Here is a 23,104-nt window from a genome sequence, read left to right on the forward strand (position 1 = left end):
AGAGTTATCCCCTCTTCATAGCTTAGGACATGGGCAGATCTTGTTACCAATTTATGCAGGGGAGACAACCATCATGCCACACAGCCGGAGTGAAGCTCAAGGCTAAGGTACGACATTCTAAGTGCCGGGGCATCATCCGCAGGAAAGAAGGGGAAGAGACTTGAGGCAGTATAAACGCCGGGTAGGCATTCGCGCTTCAGCCTATCTATTTTCATTCGTGGTCATTCTCTATGTTGTCGTCTTCATGAACACGCCTTATATTGTATATCAGCCGGGAAGCGCCTCGGAGGTGGCACCGATGATCAAGGTGGAGAATGCCGATCCGCAGGAGCAGGGAACCTTCATGATGACCACGGTTTCGGCAAGCTATGCGAATGTGGCTCTTCTAATCGCCTCTGTGTTCAACTCGAATGCCGAGGTAGTATTGAAGGAAACACGCCTGCAAGATAAGACTGAGCAGGAATATGCTGCGGAACAGGTGTTCTATATGAATAGTTCACAATCCTATGCTGTGCAGGCAGCTTATCATGCGGCAGGTGTACCCTATGAGGATGTCGTGGATTATCTGTACGTGTTCTCTGTACCCGAAGCTGCCAATCAGGACCGGTTCCAGCCGGGGGACAAAATCATCAGTGTAGGCGGGCAAAAGGCCGCCGATCCGGCCGCGCTGTCCAAATTGCTGTCGGTTCACCAGATCGGGGATACCGTGGATGTATTGCTCCAGCGTGACGGCAAAGAGATTAAAGAGCAGGTCAAGCTGGTGGGGGTCAAGGATAAAGAAGCTGCGGCTGCCCGGCCGGGCTTCGGAGTCGTTATTGGTGCGGTTCAAAAGGTGGAGCCTAAGGAGAAAGGTAAAGCCGTCAGTTTCGTGGATACTAACGTAGGCGGGCCCTCTGCCGGACTGATGTTCACCATGGAAATCTACAACCGGCTTACGCCGGGGGATCTCACCAAGGGCCGGAAGGTAGCAGGCACGGGTACGATAGATGCGGAGGGGAACGTGGGGCCGATCGGCGGTGTGAAGCATAAGATTGTAGCGGCCGACCGTAAGGGCGCGGAGATTTTCTTCGTTCCGCTTAAAAACTATGATGAGGCCAAGGCAAAGGCGGAGCAAATCGGCACGGACATGAAGCTGGTTCCTGTCTCAACACTATCCGATGCTCTGAAATACATGGAGGAGCTGCCGGTCATCAAATCCTGACCGGCGGCTCAAGATAATCACTGTACAGATCGCTGCGCATCGGGTCGGCATAAGCCCCGGCGAACACAGCCGCCGCCTGGAGGTCCCGCTCCAGCATGGGATGGGTGTAGCGGGCAGGGCTTGTAATCACCGGAAGCACCGCTGTCAGCTTCATCTGCTTCAGCAGCTCCCGGCCGCTCTCGCGGAAGCCGAGAACCCTTATGTAGCCGGGACCCTGAGAAAGAACGGAGGGGGACATCTCTGCTTTGCTGTGATTCAGCAAGGTGTGAAGCAGCAGACGCTGAAGCCTGGTGAGTGTATACCGTCTGCTCTTAAGCTCCTGCAGCAGTCCGCCGACGGTGAACTTGTCCAGCTGGTGCAGGCTGCTGAGCAGCCGGTTCTCCAGGCCCTCGTTCATATCCTGCAGCGTGTGCAGCTCCGCAGCAGAGCGGGTAGAGAGTACATGGCGCAGCGGGCCCGCGAAGTCTTCCAGCCGTACCGGTCCCCGGCCTGCGGCACGCTCACGCTCCAGGATGGACAGGGCATACTCCGGCATGTAAGCTGCCGGTGATCCGCCCTCCTGCAGCAGCCTGCGGATGGCTGTTGCACTGGCAATGGCCGACCCGCTCTCCAGCGGGTCGTGGAAGCCCGCGCCGGTACGCGGCACGGTTAAGGGCTTGATCGCGCTGCCCAGCCGCCTTAGCGCGATCAGGTAGTGCAGGCCGAGGCTGTTGTTGGGCTGCCGTAATATATCTTCGGCATCTTCCGGTTTCTCCTCTCCCATGAAAGAGGCCCCCCAGGCCGCCGCCGCAGCAGCGCTGTAGGCGGCCGGGAATCCCGCGCCCCCGGAGAGGCGGGCGCGGATCTCCTCCTTAAGCGCACTGCTCTCTTCGGCCAGGAAGCCGGCCAGAGGCAGCAGTACGCCCAAAGAGCCTGCTTCGGAGCCGAAGCACAGGCTGCCGACGACACCGGTCGCCTCCAGCAGCGAGACCGCTCCGAAGGCGAACCATTCCGCCGGCTGGACGGCGTACGCCACCGGCAGTTCAATAACCAGATCGGCGCCCATATGCAGCGCCATCTCAGTGCGGGCGCGCTTGCTGACCGCCGCCGGCTCGCCGCGCTGGGTGAACGGTCCGCTCATAATGACAATGGAGCGGTCCGCTCCCGAGATTCTTTTTGCCTCGGTGAAATGATGGACATGCCCGTTATGTAAAGGGTTATATTCGGCTATAATACCTACAGCTGCCACAGTTGCTTCACGCCCCATTCTGGAATCTATATTGTATATCATAAATTGTCACGCTCCCTGAAACAATATAAAGGGAAAGTGGTTGACAAAGCCAGGGAATAATAGGTATAATAAATTTTGTTTGTTTGGAGTGATAACGATGAACATTCACTTTCGCAAATTAGCGAATGCCGACGAGCCTCTGGTCCTCCACGAAGTTGTGGATGTCAGCGGGATTGTCACAGGGCGCAAGGATATACTTGCTGTTGCACCACTCTCAGTAGACCTTAAAGCGCTGCCCGCGGGAACCGATAGTGTGAACGTGGTGGGAACACTGAACGGAGAAGTGGACATGTTATGTTCACGTTGTCTCGGTGAGGTCAAGAGTAAGCTGAACATTCCTTTCGCTGAGACCTTCAAGTGGCTTAAGCAGCCAATTCTTCCGGAAGATGAAGATGAGGAACTCATTTACATCACAGATGAGATTGTGGATCTTATCCCGTATGTGGAAGAAAATTTCGTACTGCACTTACCGGATTCGGTATTGTGCAAGGCAGACTGTCTTGGTCTTTGTCAGAAATGCGGACAGAACTTGAACGAAGGCACCTGCAGTTGCGACAACACAGTGATCGATCCTAGACTCGCTGCGTTGAAAGGATTCTTTACCAAGCAAGACGACTAAGAACAAATCCCAAGTGAATTGGGTTACAACAAAATCAGGAGGTGTCTAACAATGGCAGTACCACAACGCAGAACGTCCAAGACTCGCCGTGACAAGCGTCGTACTCACTTTAAACTGGTTGTTCCAGGTATGGTGAAATGCGAACAATGCGGAGAGCTGAAACTTGCTCACCACGTATGTAAAGTTTGCGGAACATACAAAGCAAGAGAAATCATCAAACAATAGTTTGAATATAAGAGTAGCACTTCATCTGCCGGTGAAGTGCTATTTTTATGTGAAAATAAGAGTTTATGAATGCAATCGGCTGGTTACAGCGGGCATATGCTCCGAATATATGTGAAAAACAGCATACATTGTGCCCGCACCCAGGCATACGGCCCGATTGTATGCGAAAAACAGCATACATTCTGCCCGAACCCAGGCGCATGGCCCGAATGTATGTGAAAAACAACATACATTGTGCCCGCACCCAGGCATATGGCCCGAATGTATGCGAAAAACAGCATACATTGTGTCCGCACGCAGTGAATCTTAGTCATCTGTTAGGATGACTTGTTGAGTAGAAGCTGGTACTGAGCTGCCGTGCCTTGCACTGCACGGGTTTTCAGGCGCTTTTCAAGCCAAAGCTTTATTTTTGCGCCGGCATGCTTTATACTACATATTAGTACCTGGTTCTAAATGGTAAGGAATAACAGTGAATCATAAATACAGCGGCCACTCTTGCGGGCCGGTGAGCTGCACATCAGTCCTGTACCGGGAGGTGAGCCGCTATCGAGCGGATGTCCAAGAAGGAACGTCAGCAGCAGCTGCTGGCTATAATTGAAGGGAACCCGTTTGTAACTGACCGGGAATTAACCCGCCAGCTGAAGGTGAGTATCCAGACGATCCGGCTGGACCGGCTGGAGCTGGGGATTCCGGAGCTGCGTGAGCGGATGAAGCAGATGGCGGAGCATTCCTATGATCAGGTGCGTTCCCTGCCGGCCGATGAAGTGGTCGGTGATATTGTGGATCTGCAGCTGGACAAGAGCGGGATATCGATCTTCGAGATCCGCGATGAGCATGTGTTCTCCCGTAACGGGATTGCCCGGGGCCATTACGTGTTCGGACAGGCGAATTCGCTGGCAGTAGCTATAATTAATGATGAGATTGCCTTAACGGCTTCGGCCGACCTCCGGTTTGTGCGCATGGTCCGGCTGGGCGAGAAATGCATTGCCAAGGCGCAGGTGCGCTCACTTGCGGGCCGGAACGGCAAGGCTGAAGTGGATGTATTTACATATGTCGGAGAAGAGCTGGTATTTCAAGGCCATTTTATAGTGTATCGTTCAGCAACTGAAGAGTACAGCGAAGGGGGAAACCGGAGTGCGGATCGCCATTGATGCCATGGGCGGGGATAATGCTCCTGAATGTAATGTGGAAGGCGCGCTGGCAGCGGCTGCAGAATGGAGTGACATAGAGATCGTACTTGTCGGTGATGAAGCGCGGCTTGAACCGCTGCTGAAGAGTAAGCCTTCCAATGTTACGGTTCGTCATGCGGGGGATGTGATCGGTTCGGATGAAGAGCCGGTGAAGGCGGTCCGCCGTAAAAAAGACTCATCCATGGTCGTAGCCGGACGGATGGTCCGCGAGGGAGAAGCCGATGCCATGATCTCCTCCGGCAATACCGGAGCGCTCATGACTACAGGACTTCTGGTAGTCGGAAGAATGGAAGGAATCGAACGGCCGGCGCTGGCTCCGATGATTCCAACGCTGGATGATGTCGGTGTGCTGGCCCTGGATCTTGGCGCGAATATGGATGCCAAACCGCAGCATCTGGCACAGTATGCCCAGATCGGCAGCATTTACCGCAATAAAGTGCATGGCATTGCGAAGCCCCGGGTAGGCCTGCTCAACGTCGGGACTGAGCCGGGCAAGGGAAACGAATTGACCAAGGAAGCCTATCCGCTCCTGGAGGCGCTGCCGGGCATTCATTTTGTCGGCAATGTGGAAGCGCGGGATGTGCTCACCGGAAGCTGCGATGTGCTGGTCTGTGACGGCTTCGCCGGTAATATACTTCTGAAGACGCTGGAGGGAACGGCCGGTGCGATGTTCTCCCTGCTGAAGGAGCAATTCAGCAAATCGCTGAAGACTAAGCTGGGGGCGGCGATCCTGATGCCTGAGCTTAGAGGGCTGAAGGGCAAGATGGATTATAAGGAACACGGCGGGGCGCCGCTGCTCGGTCTTAGCGGCCTGGTAGTCAAGGGGCATGGTTCGTCAGACGGCAATGCGGTGAAGAATGCGGTAAGACAGGCACGGATTGCCCTGAAGGCTGAGCTGGTGCCTAGTATATCGAAGGAAATTAGCGGGAAGTGAGTGAAGACATGAGACAATTACGTCCGGTTGGAATTATTGGGACTGGTAAATATGTACCTGAGAGAGTATTAACCAACAGCGATCTGGAGAAGATCGTTGAAACGAATGATGAATGGATCGTCAGCCGCACAGGAATCCGGGAACGGCATATTGCAGCCCCGGAACAGGCTACCTCCGATCTGGCCTATGAAGCGGCCCTGAAGGCACTCGAATCCGCAGGCATGAAGGCCGAGGAGCTGGATCTGATCATTGTCGCTACAGTTACACCTGACAGTGCCTTCCCTTCCACAGCCTGCATTCTTCAGGACAAGCTGGGGGCCAAGAACGCAGCCGCCTTTGACCTGTCGGCAGCCTGCTCAGGGTTCGTCTACAGCCTGGCTACAGCTACTGGCTTTATCCAGAATGGAATGTATAACAATGCGCTGGTGATTGGCGCAGATACGCTGTCGCGTATTACAGACTATACTGACCGCAACACCTGCGTGCTGTTTGGTGACGGCGCAGGTGCGGTAATCGTCGGCGAGGTTCCGGAAGGACGCGGTTTCAAGTCCTTCGATCTTGGGGCGGAAGGCTCTGGCGGCAGCCTGCTTAATCTTGAAGCCGGCGGCTCGCGTCTCCCGGCTTCCCAGCAGACCGTAGAAGACAAGAAGCACTTCATCTATATGAATGGCCGCGAGGTTTTCAAGTTCGCAGTACGAGTTATGGGATCGGCTACGGAGCGTGTGCTTACCAAGGCGGGATTGTCTAAGGAGAATATCGACTTGTTCGTGCCGCATCAGGCCAACATCCGGATTATTCAATCCGCTATGCAGCGTTTGGATCTGCCGCCGGAGAAGGTTGTAGTCAACGTTGATAAATACGCGAATACCTCCGCAGCCTCCATTCCGCTGGCTCTTGTAGAAGCAGCCGAGGAAGGCCGGATGAAGGCAGGCGATGCTGTGCTTATGGTCGGCTTCGGCGGCGGACTTACTTGGGGTGCTTCTGTGCTGATCTGGTAAGTATCGGGGCATTAATAATAGCAACGCGCAGCAGCTTGATCCGGAGAATATCCGGGTTGGCTGCAGTTAAAGGGAAGGAGCTGTATACCTCATGAGCAAAATCGCATTTGTCTTTCCCGGTCAGGGTGCACAGGCAGTCGGTATGGGTAAGGATGTATATGAAGCATTGCCTCAGAGCCGTGCGGTCTTTGAAAAGGGTGACGAGGTGCTTGGGTTTCCGCTGAGCGGGCTTGTATTTGAAGGGCCGGACAGCGAGCTTAAGCAGACGGTGAACACGCAGCCGGCACTGGTTACAGCCAGTGTGGCTTATCTGGAAGCATTAAGCGGTCTTAAGGTTATGCCGGATTATGTGGCAGGTCACAGTCTGGGTGAATATAGCGCTCTTGTGGCAGCCGGCGTGCTGTCTTATGAAGATGCTGTACGGCTGGTCCGCCTGCGCGGACAATTCATGGAAGAAGCCGTTCCTGGAGGACAGGGGGCCATGGCAGCGGTGCTTGGAGCAGACCGTGAGGCGCTTACGGAATTATGCCGCAGTATTACAGCGGCGGGTACTCCCGTTGAACTGGCGAATGTCAATTGTCCGGGACAGATTGTGGTCTCCGGTACCGTAGCCGGTGTCGGTGAGGTGGTCCGGCGTGTGAAGGAAGCCGGGGGCAAACGGGCAATTCCGCTGGAGGTTAGCGGGCCGTTCCACTCCTCATTAATGAAGGGTGCGGCTGAGCGGCTGGCCGCTGAGCTCGACAAGGTAACCTTTAAGGCTCCCGCTATGCCGGTAGTGGTCAATGTGACTGCTGCTCCGGTGACAGACCCGGAAGAAATCCGCAAGCTGCTGGTAGAACAGGTATATTCTCCGGTACTCTGGCAGGATAGCGTGGAATGGCTTATCGGCGCAGGAGTAGATACTTTTGTAGAGATCGGCTCCGGTAGTGTGCTGGCTGGCCTGATCCGCAAAATTGACAGGAATGTCAAGGTTGTAAATATCAACAGTCTGGAGAGCGTGCAGGCTGGCTGGTAAGCAGCTTGGGCCTGGCCGCAGCCGCATGATTATCGAAGGGGGACAACATAGCATGTTTGCAGCACTAAAAGGTCAGACCGCCCTTGTAACCGGAGGGTCCCGGGGGATCGGCCGCAGCATAGCCTTGGCACTCGCTGCTCATGGCGTGAAGGTCGCGGTGAACTATTCCGGCAGTCTTCAGGCAGCCGAAGAGACCGTGGCCCGTATTCATGAGCTGGGCTCGGAAGGAATCGCTCTGCAGGGGAATGTCGGCCGCAGCAGTGACGCCGAGAACCTGGTCAAGGAGGTTATCCTGGCCTGGGGCAAAATCGATATCCTGGTGAACAATGCGGGCATTACCCGGGATAATCTGATCATGCGTATGAAAGAGGAAGAATTCGATCAGGTCATCGAGACGAATCTGAAGGGCGTCTTCAACTGCCTGAAGGCAGTAACCCGCCCGATGATGAAGCAGCGTTATGGCCGGATCATCAATATTTCCTCGGTCGTAGGTGTGACGGGAAATCCCGGACAGGTGAACTATACCGCTGCTAAGGCGGGTGTAATCGGCATGACGAAGTCTGCGGCCCGCGAGCTGTCATCACGTGGAATCACCGTGAACTGCATCGCGCCCGGCTTCATTGATACCGACATGACCCGCGAGTTGTCCGATGAGGTTCGCAGCGAGCTGATCAAGGGGATTCCCTTGGGAGAGCTTGGGCGGGCGGAGGACATTGCGAATGCGGCGGTATTCCTGGCTTCGGAAGGGGCAGCCTATATGACAGGCCAGACGCTTCATGTGGATGGCGGAATGTACATGTAAGGCTTCGCAGGGCATCAGATCATTACGGGGGAAGATGGACAGAGGCGGCCAGGGCAGCGTTTTTTATGCTCTATGGTATTTTGACTTCATATCTCGTATAATACCAAAAGAGGAGGTGAACCGGATGTCCGATGTATTGGAGCGTGTAACACGCATTGTCATCGACCGCTTAGGTGCCGATGAAGCAGAGGTAACATTAGAAGCGTCTTTCAAAGATGATTTAGGTGCTGATTCTCTTGATGTAGTAGAATTGGTAATGGAATTGGAAGATGAATTCGACATGGAAATCTCTGATGAAGATGCAGAGAGAATTACGACCGTGGGTGAAGTTGTGAAGTACATACAATCTCATACCTAGAGTCATATGATTGAGGGTCCCGTTCCTGCCAGGGCGGGACTTCTCCTCATTTTACGGTTCTTTAAGCCAAGCGTCCGCGAAGTGGTGCATGAGCATCTTGATGAAGATAATAACAGAACCGCAGATTAATTAATCTTGCGGCGACTGCAGTTTATATAGACATCTGGCATGTTTGCGTTTACTAATTGTAGAGGTACACAGCCTATAGACGGGGTGATTATGTTTGAATCATAGAGTAGTTGTAACTGGCATGGGTGTAATGACTTCGCTGGGTAAGGATCTTGAGACGTTCTGGGATAGCCTCATGAGCGGCAAGTCCGGTGTATCCCTGGTTGAAGCTTTTGATGTTAGCGAATATCCAACACGAATCGCTTCCTCGGTCAAGGATTTCGATGCGGAAGCACGCTTCGGCCGCAAGGAAGCCCGCAAGATGGACCGGTTCGTACAATTCGCGGTTGCTGCCGGTGAAGATGCGCTGAAGGACAGCGGACTTACAATCGGTGAAGATATCGATGCAGAACGGATCGGCGTATCTGTCGGCTCTGGAATCGGCGGCCTGGGCACATGGGAAGATAACCACAACCTGCTGCTCGAAAAAGGCCCGAAGCGGGTCAGTCCTTTCTTCATTCCGATGATGATTGCCAACATGGGCTCCGGCCAGCTGTCGATCAATCTCGGGGCCAAGGGGCCGAATACAACGACAGTGACCGCTTGTGCGACAGGCAGCCACTCCATCGGTGAATCCTTCCGTCTGATCCAGCGCGGTGATGCGGATGCGATGATCTGCGGCGGTGCGGAAGCGACCATCCGTCCTACAGGAATGGCAGGCTTTTGTGCAATGAGAGCCATGTCCACCCGCAATGACGAGCCGGAGAAGGCCAGCCGTCCGTTTGATGTGGACCGTGACGGTTTTGTCATGGGTGAGGGTGCGGGAATCCTGATTCTCGAATCCCTGGAGCACGCTGAGAAGCGCGGAGCCAAGATCTATGCCGAAGTTATCGGATACGGTCTCAGCGCCGATGCCCACCACATGACGGAGCCTGATCCTGACGGTGCAGCACGCTGCATGAAGATGGCGATCCGTGATGCCGGCATTAATCCTGAGGATATCGACTATATCAATGCGCATGGTACATCTACACCGGTAGGCGATAAATCAGAGACAGCCGCTGTGAAAAAGGCGCTCGGAGAGCATGCGTACAAAGTTGCGATCAGCTCGACCAAATCGATGACAGGCCACTTGCTTGGTGCTGCCGGCGGGGTGGAAGCGATTATCTGCGGGCTGTCTCTGCAGAAGGGTATGATTGCCCCTACCATCAATTTGGACAACCCTGATCCGGAATGCGATTTGGACTATGTCCCGAATGTGCCCCGTCAAGCGGAGCTGAATATCGCGATGTCGAATTCCTTCGGATTCGGGGGACACAACGCAACCGTTATTCTCAAAAAATATAATAAGTAAGGGGAGACAGTGCAGTGAAAGGAGACCTGAAGCAGTTACAAAGCCAACTTCAAATCCAATTTCACGATCCTGTACTTCTGAAGCAGGCTTTCACCCATGCATCTTATGTGAACGAACACCGGTTCAATCAGCATCAGGACAACGAGCGCCTGGAGTTCCTGGGTGATGCGGTGCTTGAGCTGACGGTGTCCGAATATCTGTATAATCTGCTCCCGGACAGACCCGAGGGAGAATTGACCAAGCTGCGTGCTGCGATTGTCTGTGAGCCGTCGCTGGTCCGGTTCGCCGAGACCTTGGGCTTCGGGCGGTATGTATTGCTGGGAAAAGGGGAAGAGCTTACGGGCGGGCGTACCCGCCCGGCTCTGCTGGCTGATGTGTTCGAAGCCTTTGTGGGAGCGCTCTATCTCGATCAGGGTCTGGAAACGGCCCGGAGATTCCTGGATAATCACGTATTCCCGCTGGTTGAAACCGACGGTAAGCTGCAAATGCAGATGAGCGACTTCAAGACAGAGCTTCAGGAACTGATACAGCATCATGGGATGGGTACGCTGGAATATCGGATTATTGAAGAACGCGGACCGGCGCATGAGCGTGAGTTCGTCTCAGAAGTATATATGGCCAGCCGTTCACTCGGCAGCGGCAGCGGCCGCTCCAAGAAGGAAGCCGAGCAGCAGGCAGCCGCAGCGGCGTTATTGCTTCTAAAGGAAGACGGTGCCTGAAGGCAGATTTGAACATCTGAAATGCGGAGTAGAGCAGCAATGGTCTGAATGCCGGCGGTTCGGCGGAAGTCAGACTTTTGCTGCTCTTTTTCGAAAGGTCAGTGGGGTTGTTTTGGCAAGGAAACACTATGGTATAATGGGTCAGAGGTGAGTGGCGAGTTATGTTTCTGAAACGGATTGAATTAGCAGGCTTCAAATCATTTGCCGACAAAACAGAGATGGAATTTGTACGCGGAATTACGGCCGTAGTCGGCCCGAACGGTAGCGGAAAAAGTAACATATCCGACGGCATCCGCTGGGTGCTTGGCGAGCAGAGTGCCAAATCCCTGCGCGGCGGCAAGATGGAGGATATTATATTTGCCGGAAGTGATGCCCGCAAGGCGGTCAACTACGGCGAGGTCTCGCTGACGCTGGATAATGAGGATCATGTGCTGCCGCTGGATTTCAGCGAGGTGACCGTGACCCGGCGTGTCCACCGCAGCGGCGACAGTGAATATCTGATCAATAAGCAGGCCTGCAGGCTGAAGGATATTACAGAGCTGTTCATGGATACCGGTATCGGCCGTGAAGCCTATTCGATTATCGGACAAGGCCGGATTGAAGAGATTCTCAGTACCCGTTCGGAAGACCGGAGGGGGATTTTTGAAGAGGCTTCAGGTATTGTAAAATATAAGTCGCGCAAAAAGGACGCCGGCCGCAAGCTCGATGAGACCGAGCAGAATTTGCTGCGTATTCATGACCTGATCAGTGAACTGGAGGATCAGGTGGGACCGCTGAAGGACCAGTCCGAGAAGGCGATAAGATACAAGGAGCTGCGGGAGCAGCTGAAGCATCTGGAGATTTCGGTATATGTGCATCAGATCGAAGGCATACATACTTCCTGGCAGGAGGGCAATGCCCGCCTGGAGGTGCTTAAGACGGAGCAGTTGGAGCTGTCCACTGTGGTCTCTGCCCATGATGCTAAGCTGGAGAGCGGCCGGGCGGAGCTGCGGAGTCTGGAGCAGGAAGTGGAGAAGCTGCAGGAACAGCTTCTGCGCAGCAGCGAAGCCAACGAGAAGAGCGAAGGCTACGGAGAGCTGCTGAAGGAGCGCCGCAGGAATCTGGAGCAGAACCGGGAACAGCTCATGCAGACTCTGGGCTCTGTAGGCGAACGTTCAGAGGGGCGGCAGCGCGAGCTGGCGGAGCTTGAGCATAAGCTGAAGCAGACCCGGCAAGCGCTGGAAGAGCTGCGGGCGCAGCTTGCGGATGAGGAATCGAAGCTGCAGGGTGTGGCCGGAGGCATCAGCCAGAGCAAGGAAGAGAAGCTCAAGAGCGCTCTGCTTGAGCTGATGAACCTGATGGCCCAGGCGCGCAACGAGATCCGCTATGCGGATCAGCAGAAGGAGAGCCTGGAGCGGCGGATGAGCCGCAGCCAGGAGGAGAGCGGTAAGTGGACAGCCCGGCTGCAGGAACTGGTCACCGCACAGAGCGGGCTGAAGGATAAGATTGCCGCGCTCGGCAAGGAAATCGGACTGCTGCGCGGCGCGTACATTACGGAGAGCGAGCAGACCGGCAAACGGCAGAAGCTGCTTGAAGAGACGCAGAGCGGCCTGCGCAAATGGGAGCAGAAGCGCGAAGCCCAGGTGTCCCGGCATGAGACGATGAAGGAAATGCAGGATGATTTTGACGGCTTCATGCTTGGGGTCAAAGAGGTGCTGAAGGGCGCGCGGAAAGGACAGCTAAATGGCGTACACGGGGCAGTGGCCGAGTTGATCTCTGTTCCCGAGAAGCTGGAAATGGCGATTGAGACCGCTATGGGCGCTTCCTTGCAGCATGTGGTTATGGAGAATGAAGCGGTGTCCCGGCAGGCGATTGCTTTCCTGAAGCAGCGTCAGCTCGGGCGTGCGACCTTCCTCCCGCTGGATGTTATCCGGCCCCGGCAGATTACCGGCAGTGACCGCAGTATGGTTCAAGGTGCTGAAGGGTTCGTCGGTATCGGTTCAGAGCTGGTTGGCTATGAAGACAAGTACGGCAGTATTATCGGAAGCCTGCTAGGCAATGTCGTGATCGCTGAGAGTCTGGAGCAGGCGAACCGTATTGCGGCCAAGTGCCAATACCGCTACAGAGTGGTTACGCTGGAAGGCGATGTGGTCAATGCAGGCGGTTCGATGACGGGCGGCAGCCAGCACAAGAAGAACAACAGCCTGCTTAGCCGTAAGCGTCAGCTTGACCAGCTCTCCGGTGAGATTGAAGAGAGCGAGCAGCAGATTGCCAAGCTGAAGCAGGGCATTAGCCGCTTGCGCGCTGAACAGGATAAAGGCTCCGAGAAGCTGGAGCAGCTGCGGCATGACGGTGACGAGAAGCGGCTGGAGGAACAGCGCGTATCCGGCGATCTGAAGCAGCTGGAGCAGGAACTGCGGCATGTGCAGGAGCAGGTCGAAGGCGCAGGCGCGGAGCGGAGCGGCTTCGAGCAGGAGGTCCGCGGGCTGGACGAGGCCCGTAAGCAAGCTGAAGCTGAGCTGGCCCGGCTGGAGAAGGAAGAGCAGGAGGCGCATGCAGCGATCCGCAGTGCCGAATCGGACCGTAAGGCGAATGAGTCGGCCAAGGAAGAGCTGCAGGGCAAGCTGACCGGGATGAAGGTCACGGAGGGCAAGCTGGATCAGGAGATCTTTTCGCTGGAGGAGCAGCTGCGCCGGATGAGGCAGGACGCCGGCTCCCAGGAGAAGGAGTTGCGCCAGAGCCGTAGCCTGCTTATGACTATCGAGCAGGATCTGGAAGAGAATGCACGGGAGACTGTGAAGCAGAAGGAAGAGGTCAACAGTCTGCGGCTGAGCAAGGAAGATACGTCTGCGAGGCTTGACCTGGCCCGTGCCGACCGTGCGGCGATCTCGCGCAAGCTGGAGCTGGCCGAAGGTGAGACCAAAGACCAGCGTCAGGCGCTCCGGGCAGTCGAAGACAAGCTTCGTTCCACGGAGGTTGCCGTTGGCCGGCTCGATGTGGAGCTGGACAATATCCTCCGCAAGCTGAGCGATGACTACGAGCTAAGCTACGAGCTGGCGAAGCAGCGTTATCCGGTGCCGGAGGATGTGCCTGCGGCACAGCTGGAGGTGCAGCGACTGAAGCGCAGCATCTCCGGTTTGGGCGAGGTGAACCTTGGCGCGATTGAGGAGTATCAGCGGGTGCATGAACGCTATACCTTCCTCAGCGGGCAAAAGGATGATCTGGTGGAAGCCAAAACGACGCTGTATCATGTCATCCGTGAGATGGAAGAGGAGATGTCCAAGCGCTTCAAGCAGACCTTCGATGCCATCCGCCGCGAGTTCGGCACGGTGTTCACGAAGCTGTTCGGCGGCGGCCGGGCAGATCTGCAGCTGCTGGACCCTGAGCATATGCTCGATACAGGGATTGATATCGTTGCCCAGCCGCCGGGCAAGAAGCTGCAGAACCTCCAGCTTCTCTCTGGCGGAGAACGCGCCTTGACCGCGATGGCTCTGCTGTTCGCTATTCTGCAGGTCAAGCCGGTGCCGTTCTGCGTCCTGGATGAGGTGGAAGCGGCGCTGGATGAAGCTAATGTGGTGCGCTTCGCCCAGTACCTGCGCGAATTCTCGGAGCAGACGCAGTTCATCGTAGTGACCCACCGCAAGGGAACGATGGAGGAAGCTGACGTACTCTATGGCGTGACGATGGAGGAAGGCGGCGTATCCAAGCTCGTATCCGTGCGGCTGGAGGATGAAGAGGCTGAGATAGCTTAACGATATAGAATGAACGGAAAATTTAAGTTAAAGGAAAAGTGGCGGAGGGTTTGGAACTGGAGGAGCGGTAGCGACCGCCTTTGTCTACGGATTTCAACCGTTAAAAACGGTATAAAATCATGAAATCTGTAGACAACAGCGGCCGGAAGTCCAAAACTTCTCTGGAGTCACGGATAATCCTAAAACAGAAAAACAATAGTTCAATTTATATAGACGCAGGATTCAAAAAGTGATCCCTATAACCCTTTAGGAGGAAGCATAAGCATATGAGTTTTTTCAAAAAACTGAAAGACAGCATCTCCGGTAAAACGGAAAGTGTAACGAAACAGTTTCGCGACGGTCTGGAGAAAACACGCAAGGGCTTCGTTGAGAAGGTCTCTGATCTGATTATCCGCCGCAAAAAGATAGATGAAGAGTTCTACGAGGAGCTGGAAGAGATTCTGATCGGCGCTGATGTAGGCGTGAATACGGTCATGAATCTGGTGGAGGAGCTGCGCGCCGAAGTGAAGCAGAAGCGGATCGAGGACGCGGCGGAGCTTCAGCCGATTCTCTCCCGCAAGCTGATGGAGCTGCTGCGCGGCGATGACGACAACAGTCTGAACGAGAATCCGGACGGCATTACCGTGATCCTGTTCGTTGGTGTGAACGGAGTCGGGAAGACGACGACCATCGGCAAGCTGGCGCATCGCTACAAGCAGGAAGGCAAAAAGGTTCTGCTGGCAGCTGGCGACACCTTCCGTGCCGGAGCGATTGAGCAGCTTGAGGTGTGGGGCAAGCGTGCCGGAGTGGATGTTATCAAGCAGCAGTCGGGCTCGGACCCGGCTGCCGTGATGTATGATGCGGTTCAGGCGGCTAAGCAGCGCAGTGTGGATGTGCTGATCTGCGATACGGCAGGCCGGCTGCAGAACAAGAGCAATCTGATGGAAGAGCTGAACAAGATCTTCCGTGTCATCCAGCGCGAGATTCCAAGCGCACCGCATGAGGTGCTGATGGTGCTGGATGCGACTACCGGACAGAATGCGCTGACCCAGGCTAAGCTGTTCGGCGAGAAGAGCGGTGTGACCGGTCTCGTACTGACGAAGCTTGACGGAACGGCGAAGGGCGGTATTGTGGTAGCAATCCGCCAGGAAATGAACCTGCCGGTGAAGCTGGTCGGCCTCGGCGAGAAAATGGAAGATCTCCAGCCGTTCGACTCCGACCAGTTCGTGCACGCCCTGTTCGCAGGCATGATCTCGGAGGAAGAAGCTGACTCCGGGGAATAACCGTTTAACTATGAATGGATAAGATAGTCAGAACCTATATACAACAGGCTGCAAACTCCCCGGGAAAGGATAAATTTCCGGGGAGTTTTTTGTGTTGAAATCGTGCTGTCAAACCAGCAGTTGAAAAAACTACACTTAATTAAGTGTAGTTCAGCTAATGGACCGGAGAGATCTTATCCCCGCGGAAACGCCACTTTTTGCAGCTTATCGGACTCAGGCGACCTTATCGTCTTTCTGCGAGACGTTTTGGAGCTGAATTGCAGGGGATAAGGTCCACGCGGTCCGTTAATCGCCCAAGTGGCGACTTTCTTCCCGGATAAGAGCACCTCAGTCCTTTACGCTAAACCAAACGCTCCTAAAGAACAATGATCGCTTGGGGAAAAATGTAATTTGAAGGGGGATTGCATCTGCTCCACTATTTTTAATCTGATAAGATACTTACTATAAAAATACATTATATGAAAAATTCATAATAGTACTGCTTGTCAGCACTCCGGCATACAATGGGATGTGGAATGAACGCAACTCGCCAACAAAAGCAAGTTTAAGAGAAAGGAAGCGATCCCAATTCGGCAAGATGGTTCAGAAACTCCATTTTGCTGTTATATATATTGACATGAATAATATTATTTACGTATTATGAAGGTAGTAAATCATATTTTCGTGGCAAATTTCTAAATTCTGAATTTAATTGTCAAGAAACTTAACACATTATACTGATCCGAGAGGAGTCGGGCTCATGTCCAAACTAGATCCTTTGCCCGGTCTGTCTCCGTATCCGCTCCTGCATTTCTATGATGAGATGTATGCGGATGAACGGAACGTCCGGCCTCATTACAAGCATGTGAACCGCATGTTTTCCGGGATGAGCCCCGAAGAGCTGCAAGGCAAGCAGAAGCTGATGCAGCGTCGGATGATGGAAGAAGGCATTACCTTTACGCTGTATAATCCGGCACAGGATCAGCCGATGGAGCGGACGATTCCGTTCGACATGATTCCGCGCATTATCCCCAAGGGTGAATGGGAACGGCTGGAGGCGGGCATCGTGCAGCGGATTACCGCACTGAATCTGTTCATTCATGATATTTACCATGAGCAATACATCGTGAAGGACGGTATAGTACCGCGGCGGATGATCATTTCGAACTGTTATTTCCGGCCGGAAATGTCCGGACTCCGCGTACCCGGCGGTGCGTACATCACCACTTCAGGAATCGATCTGATCCGGCATCATGACGGCGAGTATTATGTGCTTGAGGATAATCTGCGCACACCCTCCGGCTTCTCGTATCTGTTCAAGGGCAGATCGCTCATGAACCAGCTGTTTCCTGAGTTGTCGTTTGCCAGCTCCATCCGCGATGTGGACCACAGCCTGAACCGTTTCCTCTCTGTGCTGCGCAGTCTGTCCCCGTCCCGGACCAAAGATCCGGTCATTGCTCTGCTGACACCGGGGGAATACAATTCGGCATATTATGAACATGCTTTTCTGGCGCAGCAGATGGGCATTCATCTCGTTGAAGGCCGCGATCTGGTCGCGCAGGACCACAAAATCTACCTGAAGGTGATGAACGGGCTGCGCAGGGTCGATGTGCTGTACCGCCGGCTGGATGATGATTTCATTGATCCGTTGGCTTTTCAGCCGAGCTCGCTGCTTGGGGTTGCAGGTCTGATGAATGCTTACCGGGCAGGAAATATAGCGATTGCCAATGCGCCGGGAACCGGGGTAGCAGATGACAAGGCCATGTATGTGTATGTACCGGACATGATCCGCTATTACCTTAATGAAGAGCCGATTCTGAGCAATGTGCCGACCTATCTGCTGTCACGGCCGCAAGAGCGCCAGTATGTGCTGGATCATCTGTCTGAAATGGTGGTGAAGGAGACATCTCTTTCCGGGGGCTACGGCATGCTGATCGGAAGTGAGGCCACGAAGGAGGAACTTATAGACTTCCGGCTCAAAATACTGGCCGAACCGGAGCGTTATATCGCTCAGCCGATTATGTCGCTGTCCCGTGCGCCAGTCTTGGCAGAAGGCAGTATGGCTCCGCGGCATATCGATCTGAGAGCATTTGTGCTGATGGGGGCTGACCGCAAGCCGCATGTCATACCAGGAGGGCTGACCCGGGTGGCGATGCGTGAAGGCTCGCTGGTCGTGAATTCCTCTCAAGGGGGCGGAGTAAAGGATACCTGGGTAATGGCCTAGAGACTATCTATGGTAAAGGGGTGGCTAGAATGCTGAACCGCAATGCAGAGGCTTTATTCTGGATCGGCCGGTATATTGAACGGGCTGAGAATCACGCCCGGCTGATCGACGTACATTACCATATCCAGCAGGAAGAGGATTTCCAGGAAGAGGGCCACAAGTGGTCGCGTCTTATTGATGCACTTGGAGTGCGAAGCGAATATCTGCGCCAGTTTGAGAGCTTCAACGAGCAGGATGTATTGTCCTTCATCACACTAGATATGGGGAATACCAACTCTCTATTCTCCTGTGTGCATCAGGCAAGGAACAATCTGCGCACCCTGCGCCAGCATCTGCCGAGTGAGCTGTGGGATATTGTCAACGGCTTCAACCTGTGGCTCGGGGAGCAGTCGGTAGCGGATATCATGCGCGGTCCCCATCCATTCTATCAGCAGGTCAAGGAACGGGCGGCGATGTTCCTCGGTGCGGAGCAATCGGTGATGCTGCGGGGCAATGAATGGCATTTCATCGAGAGCGGCCGGTTTCTGGAGCGGGCAGAGAACACAACGCGTATTCTGCAGACTGTCACGGTATCCTGCAGATCAAAGGATATCAGCTCTATCTATACCCAGCTTCAGGCTGTGTTGAAATCGGTGAGCGGCTACCAGTCCTTCCGCCGGTATTATGCCGATGATATGTCGCCGGAGTGCATTCTGGAATTCCTGATCGTCAACCCGCTGTTCCCCCGTTCGATCCGCTTCTCGTTCCACAAGCTGGAGGAGCATCTGGCCAAGCTGGAGCTGGACACAGCAGAGAAGGGCTCGGGGCATGAGAAGGTGATCCGGCAGGCGGGTAAGATCAAGGCGGAGCTGGATTATATGGAGAAGGATGAGATGTCCGGGGACCTGGCCCTGGATGTGCTGGATGCACTCATGATATCCTGTCAGAGGCTCGGCAGAACGATGGACGGTGCTTTTTTTCGCCGTGAAGGAGTCTCGGTATGAAAATACAAATTCATCACACAACCACCTACAACTATCCCGAGCCGGTGACGGACAGTGTCAATGAGATCCGGCTGACGCCGCGCACAAACTACCGGCAATCCTGTTATCATCATGAAGTAGAGGTGCATCCGGCGGCCAACCTGCTGACCTATGAGGATTTCTTCGGCAACCGGGTCCATGCCTATTCGGTCAATAAGCCGCACACGGAGATGGTGATTCACACCAAAGCGACCGTGGTCACGCTCGACAAGGCGCAGGGCACGGATCTGCCGCATATTCCGCTGGAGGAGCAGGTGAAGCTGCTGAATGACGAGAAGTTTCAGAACCGGTATATAGAGTTTATTCTGCCTACCCGGTACACCGAGGTGACGCCGGAGCTGGTGGAATTCGCGTCGCAGCATCCTTTTGAGGACGCCGAGGATATGTATGAATGGACCCGGAAGCTGTCGTCCACGATCTATGAGCAGTTTACGTACGATCCTGAGGCGACCAGCGTCAATACAACGGTAAAAAGAGCGCTGATGCTCAAACGCGGAGTCTGCCAGGACTATGCGCATCTGATGATTGCGGTCTGCCGCAGCGTCGGCTTGCCCTCGCGTTATGTGAGCGGGTACCATTTTGTCGGGGATCTGCAGGGGGGCAATGCGAACTTCGAACAGGCCTCCCATGCCTGGGTGGAGACACATATTCCGGGTACAGGCTGGCTGGGCTTCGATCCGACCAATAATGTTGAAGTGAACTGGCGTTACATCAAGCTGGGGCATGGACGTGATTATAAGGATATTGTTCCGGTCAAAGGTGTATACCGCGGAGCAGCAGGCACGCTTACCGTTAAGGTGGATGTACGGCAGCTGGAGAATTGAATGCGTAGAGGAGACCCCGCAGATGTGGGGTCTTTGCTGTTGCAGGTAAGCTGCAATCTATGCCCGGTTAGCAGATGTGCTGTGCATGTTGCACAAGGTTTGTGCAATTTTTTGCATAATATGATTATAATCAAGCGCCAATTGGGTAATCTTGAAACAGAGCCATTACAAGCTGAATGGTATTCACGGAAGGAGAGTGTACATATGAGCCCCAATATAGCTAAGAAGCAGCGTTTTCAGGGGAAAACAGCCATCATTACAGGTGCGGGCTCGGGAATCGGCAGAGCGGCAGCGATCCAGCTGGCACGTGAAGGCGCGAATGTAGCCTTGTTCGATTTGGTGAACGAACGTACCTCTGTCCTGGAACAGAAGCTGAACAAGCTGCGCAAGGACTGTGCTTTAGCCATTGATGTGGATACTTCGGATGCCGGCCGGATGGAGGAAGCGGTACGCAGAACCGTGGAGCATTTCGGAGGTCTGGATATTGTGTTCGCCAATGCAGGCATTAACGGAGTGGTCGGGCCGATTGAGGAGCTGAGCGTAGATGATTGGGAGAAAACCCTGTCGGTCAACCTCACAGGTACCTTCCTGACGCTGAAATACAGCATTCCCCACCTGAAGGAGAAGGGTAAAGGAAGCATTATTATTACCAGCTCGATTAACGGCAACAGCAGATTTACCAGCTTTGGCTGGTCACCATATAGTACCACTAAGGCCGGTCAGGTCGCTTTTGCCAAGATGGCTGCACTGGAGCTGGCCAAGTTCAAAATCCGCGTGAATGTCATTTGCCCGGGAGCGATTGCCACGAATATCGACGAGAGCACGGAGTGGAACGATGATGTGGAATCGATTGTCATTCCAATTGAATTCCCTGAAGGAGCACAGCCGCTTGCAGACGGACCGGGCAAGCCGGAGAATGTCGCCGATCTGGTCGCCTTCCTGGCCTCGGATGAATCCATTCATATTACCGGCTCGCAGATTGTGATTGACGGTGCGGAGTCGCTGCTGTCTTAGGCATTTTCTGCCGACCGTTTCTGCTATGAGACACTGCCAACATTGGCGGTGTCTTTATTTTGCCGTAAATAATCTAATTAGATACTTGTTAAATAACAAACGAAATGTTAACATGTCTATATTAAAGTAAACGAAAGGCGTGATGGTCCAGTTGATTAAGGAGAATGAGGTGGTGCGGATATCGGAGAAATTCTGGAATGCATCGATTGCAGAATTGAAGCAGGGCTATAATGCGGAGACGGAAGAGCGGACGGAAAAATATTATTGTCTGGTCTGCGGTGCTGCCTTCGAGAAGGGCTTGATCTATAAGGATGGCGTGCAGTATTACGAAGCGGAGAAGTTCGCAGCTCAGCACGTAGACAGGGTTCATGGCGGGATGTTCAACTGGCTGCTGACACTGGACAAGAAGCTGAGCGGGTTGACCGAATTGCAAAAGGGGCTGCTGCAGGCCTTCCGCCAAAGTCTTAGCGATGCAGAAGCAGCCAGGGAGCTGGGAATCGGCAGCACCTCTACGGTGCGTAACCACCGGTTCACGCTTCGCGAGAAGGTGAAGCAGGCCAAGCTGTTTTTGGCGGTTATGGAGCTGGCGGAGGAGAAGCCGGGAGCATCATCGCCTTTTGTGAGTATTCCGCGTACGGCTGTGATGGTCGATGAACGGTTCGCGATTACCGAGCAGGAGAACGCCGAGATTCTGGGCAACTATTTCAAACAAGGGCCGGACGGCCCGTTGTCAGAGTTCCCTAAGCGGCAGAAGCGGAAAGCGGCTATTCTGCGCCATTTGCTGCAGCGTTTTGAGACCGGGCGCAGGTACAGTGAGAAGGAAATCAATGCGGTGCTTGAAGCGGCTTACCCCGATTACGTGACGCTCCGGCGGTATCTGATTGATTACGGGCTGCTGTCCCGTGAAGAAGACGGAAGCAGCTACTGGGTGAATTTATAACGGAGAGAAGAAAGGGAGAGAAGAAATGACAGATAAAACCAGACGCAAGGAACTGGGATATAATTATGCACACTCGCACAGGCCGATGGGGGTATACCGGATTGTGAACACCGGCAATGACAAAATGTATGTGGGAAGCAGCCTGAATCTGGACGGTGTCTGGAATAAGCATAAGTTCATGCTGGATATCAAAGGCCATGACAACAAGGCGCTGCAGGAAGACTGGAATGAACGTGGTGAAGCGGGCTTCCGCTTCGAGGTGCTGGAGCAGATTAAGCCGGAGGAGGATTTCGTGGCGGATGTGCAGGAGCTGAAGAAATACCGCAAGATGCTGCCGGAGATGGAGAGTAAATGGCTGGAGCAGCTGTCTCCTTACGGGGAGCGCGGCTATCATAAGCAGAAGTAGAGAATAGGTGGAGATGGAAGGAATTTCATAAGCGGCTGTGGTAAAATGAGGGCAAAGCGGCGGTAAATAAGCCGGATGTAATTAGAAGAGGTGCTCAGCTGCTGATGAAAGGTGCGGTGTGTATGGCTATATTGTCTTGGCTTGCAGAACAGAGAATTCAGGAAGCAATGCGCAGCGGAGAGTTCGCCAATCTGCCGGGGCACGGCAAGCCGCTTGCGTTGGAGGATCTCTCCGGCGTACCGGAGGAATTGCGGATGTCCTACAAGATTATGAAGAATGCCGGGCTGCTGCCGGAGGAAGTGACACTGCGGGCAGAGTGCGTAACGCTCGAAGAGCTGCTGGTGGCTTGCCACCGCAGCGGCAACAGTACTGCTGAGGAACGCAAGGAGCTGGAGGGCAAGCTCTCCCTGAAGCGGCTGCGTCTTCAGATGCTTTTGCAGCAGCGGGGTCTGGAAGGCAATGCTGCATATGCGGATTATGGGGACGCGATCGGGCAGCGGCTGGCCGGGGTGGAACGGGATGGCAGGGAGTAGTTATTGATATGGCAGGGCGACTGGGCGGATGGAAGATAGATGAATAGTGAAAAGATAAGTTAAATAGTTGAATGGATAGATAGGCGAGTTAGTGAATAGGCGAACAGATGGGTAGACGAGTATTGAAGTAAGTATGAGGCCTCCGGTTCATGGAACCGGGGGTTTTTGTGCAAATAGAAGAATTTGTATGTTGCACACGATAACTTATATCCTTCTATTTCTCGCTGAAACGGTACCGTCCTTTAACAGGACGGCAAAACCGTTTCCACTTGGAAGATTAGTTGGGAGGGGGGAATAGGTGGATTTCCTCCACTTGCTGATGAGCGGATTGGCGTTTCGGGAACAGTAATTGGAAAAAGGGAACTTAAATTATCAC

21 protein-coding genes are annotated in these 23,104 nt (G+C 54.1%); 20 read left to right on the forward strand and 1 reads right to left on the reverse strand.

The genetic code is table 11. The features are described 5' to 3' along the window. Positions 1 to 160 precede the first annotated feature (160 nt). Entirely contained in the window at positions 161 to 1,201 is a 1,041-nt protein-coding gene (locus MKX63_RS26970; RefSeq protein ID WP_341021522.1) for a SepM family pheromone-processing serine protease, read from the forward strand. On the opposite strand, the gene MKX63_RS26975 is transcribed toward MKX63_RS26970, so the two are convergent. Next, complete coding sequence (locus MKX63_RS26975; RefSeq protein WP_341023299.1) at positions 1,191 to 2,429, reverse strand: tRNA(Met) cytidine acetate ligase; 1,239 nt, start codon at positions 2,427 to 2,429, stop codon at positions 1,191 to 1,193. The genes MKX63_RS26970 and MKX63_RS26975 overlap by 11 nt on opposite strands. 139 nt (positions 2,430 to 2,568) lie before the next feature. Here MKX63_RS26975 and MKX63_RS26980 point away from each other — a divergent pair, with 139 nt between their 5' ends. The 19 genes from MKX63_RS26980 (at position 2,569) to MKX63_RS27070 (ending at position 22,728) form a co-directional block, all read left to right on the forward strand. Further along, positions 2,569 to 3,090, forward strand: coding sequence for a YceD family protein (locus tag MKX63_RS26980; RefSeq protein WP_340941084.1), 522 nt, complete (start codon positions 2,569 to 2,571; stop codon positions 3,088 to 3,090). A gap of 51 nt (positions 3,091 to 3,141) precedes the next feature. Further along, positions 3,142 to 3,315 (forward strand): 50S ribosomal protein L32, encoded by a 174-nt coding sequence (rpmF, locus tag MKX63_RS26985; RefSeq protein WP_019911234.1) that lies wholly within the window; start codon positions 3,142 to 3,144, stop codon positions 3,313 to 3,315. Positions 3,316 to 3,869: 554 nt separating this feature from the next. Then, complete coding sequence (fapR, locus tag MKX63_RS26990; protein ID WP_341021524.1) at positions 3,870 to 4,466, forward strand: transcription factor FapR; 597 nt, start codon at positions 3,870 to 3,872, stop codon at positions 4,464 to 4,466. Then, positions 4,450 to 5,439: a phosphate acyltransferase PlsX gene (plsX, locus tag MKX63_RS26995; RefSeq protein ID WP_341021525.1), complete on the forward strand. Its 990-nt coding sequence runs from the start codon at positions 4,450 to 4,452 to the stop codon at positions 5,437 to 5,439. Before fapR ends, plsX begins: the two co-directional genes overlap by 17 nt. Before the next feature lie 8 nt (positions 5,440 to 5,447). After that, entirely contained in the window at positions 5,448 to 6,437 is a 990-nt protein-coding gene (locus tag MKX63_RS27000; protein WP_341021529.1) for a beta-ketoacyl-ACP synthase III, read from the forward strand. Positions 6,438 to 6,528: 91 nt separating this feature from the next. After that, positions 6,529 to 7,452: an ACP S-malonyltransferase gene (fabD, locus tag MKX63_RS27005; protein WP_341021530.1), complete on the forward strand. Its 924-nt coding sequence runs from the start codon at positions 6,529 to 6,531 to the stop codon at positions 7,450 to 7,452. 52 nt (positions 7,453 to 7,504) lie between these two features. Then, the gene (gene fabG / locus MKX63_RS27010; protein WP_341021532.1) at positions 7,505 to 8,254 is read left to right on the forward strand and encodes a 3-oxoacyl-[acyl-carrier-protein] reductase; all 750 of its coding nucleotides are present in this window, start codon (positions 7,505 to 7,507) and stop codon (positions 8,252 to 8,254) included. Between the two features lie 124 nt (positions 8,255 to 8,378). Then, entirely contained in the window at positions 8,379 to 8,612 is a 234-nt protein-coding gene (acpP, locus tag MKX63_RS27015; protein ID WP_036694165.1) for an acyl carrier protein, read from the forward strand. A 223-nt stretch (positions 8,613 to 8,835) separates the two neighbouring features. Beyond that, entirely contained in the window at positions 8,836 to 10,074 is a 1,239-nt protein-coding gene (gene fabF, locus MKX63_RS27020) for a beta-ketoacyl-ACP synthase II (protein WP_209873549.1), read from the forward strand. A gap of 14 nt (positions 10,075 to 10,088) precedes the next feature. Further along, positions 10,089 to 10,793 carry a ribonuclease III gene (gene rnc, locus MKX63_RS27025; RefSeq protein ID WP_036728876.1) on the forward strand — a complete coding sequence of 235 codons (705 nt, stop codon included), beginning with the start codon at positions 10,089 to 10,091 and terminating at the stop codon, positions 10,791 to 10,793. Between the two features lie 161 nt (positions 10,794 to 10,954). Next, positions 10,955 to 14,524: a chromosome segregation protein SMC gene (gene smc / locus MKX63_RS27030; protein WP_341021534.1), complete on the forward strand. Its 3,570-nt coding sequence runs from the start codon at positions 10,955 to 10,957 to the stop codon at positions 14,522 to 14,524. 266 nt (positions 14,525 to 14,790) lie between these two features. Continuing rightward, positions 14,791 to 15,786: a signal recognition particle-docking protein FtsY gene (ftsY, locus tag MKX63_RS27035; protein ID WP_341021536.1), complete on the forward strand. Its 996-nt coding sequence runs from the start codon at positions 14,791 to 14,793 to the stop codon at positions 15,784 to 15,786. Between the two features lie 739 nt (positions 15,787 to 16,525). After that, entirely contained in the window at positions 16,526 to 17,989 is a 1,464-nt protein-coding gene (locus MKX63_RS27040; protein WP_341021538.1) for a circularly permuted type 2 ATP-grasp protein, read from the forward strand. Positions 17,990 to 18,018: 29 nt separating this feature from the next. Then, complete coding sequence (locus MKX63_RS27045; RefSeq protein ID WP_341021539.1) at positions 18,019 to 18,972, forward strand: alpha-E domain-containing protein; 954 nt, start codon at positions 18,019 to 18,021, stop codon at positions 18,970 to 18,972. Then, positions 18,969 to 19,835 carry a transglutaminase family protein gene (locus tag MKX63_RS27050; protein ID WP_341021540.1) on the forward strand — a complete coding sequence of 289 codons (867 nt, stop codon included), beginning with the start codon at positions 18,969 to 18,971 and terminating at the stop codon, positions 19,833 to 19,835. The genes MKX63_RS27045 and MKX63_RS27050 overlap by 4 nt, the downstream gene beginning before the upstream one ends. A gap of 204 nt (positions 19,836 to 20,039) precedes the next feature. Beyond that, positions 20,040 to 20,849 (forward strand): SDR family oxidoreductase, encoded by an 810-nt coding sequence (locus MKX63_RS27055; RefSeq protein ID WP_341021541.1) that lies wholly within the window; start codon positions 20,040 to 20,042, stop codon positions 20,847 to 20,849. Between the two features lie 142 nt (positions 20,850 to 20,991). After that, positions 20,992 to 21,789, forward strand: coding sequence for a DUF2087 domain-containing protein (locus MKX63_RS27060; RefSeq protein ID WP_341021544.1), 798 nt, complete (start codon positions 20,992 to 20,994; stop codon positions 21,787 to 21,789). A 25-nt stretch (positions 21,790 to 21,814) separates the two neighbouring features. Then, a complete protein-coding gene (locus tag MKX63_RS27065; protein WP_341021546.1) occupies positions 21,815 to 22,195 on the forward strand; it encodes a GIY-YIG nuclease family protein in 381 nt (126 codons plus the stop codon). 122 nt (positions 22,196 to 22,317) lie between these two features. Next, positions 22,318 to 22,728, forward strand: a complete 411-nt coding sequence (locus tag MKX63_RS27070; protein ID WP_341021547.1) for a DnaJ family domain-containing protein — start codon at positions 22,318 to 22,320, stop codon at positions 22,726 to 22,728. Positions 22,729 to 23,104: the final 376 nt, after the last annotated feature.

This window comes from Paenibacillus sp. FSL R7-0179 (genome assembly GCF_038002265.1).
Classification (GTDB): domain Bacteria; phylum Bacillota; class Bacilli; order Paenibacillales; family Paenibacillaceae; genus Paenibacillus_AQ.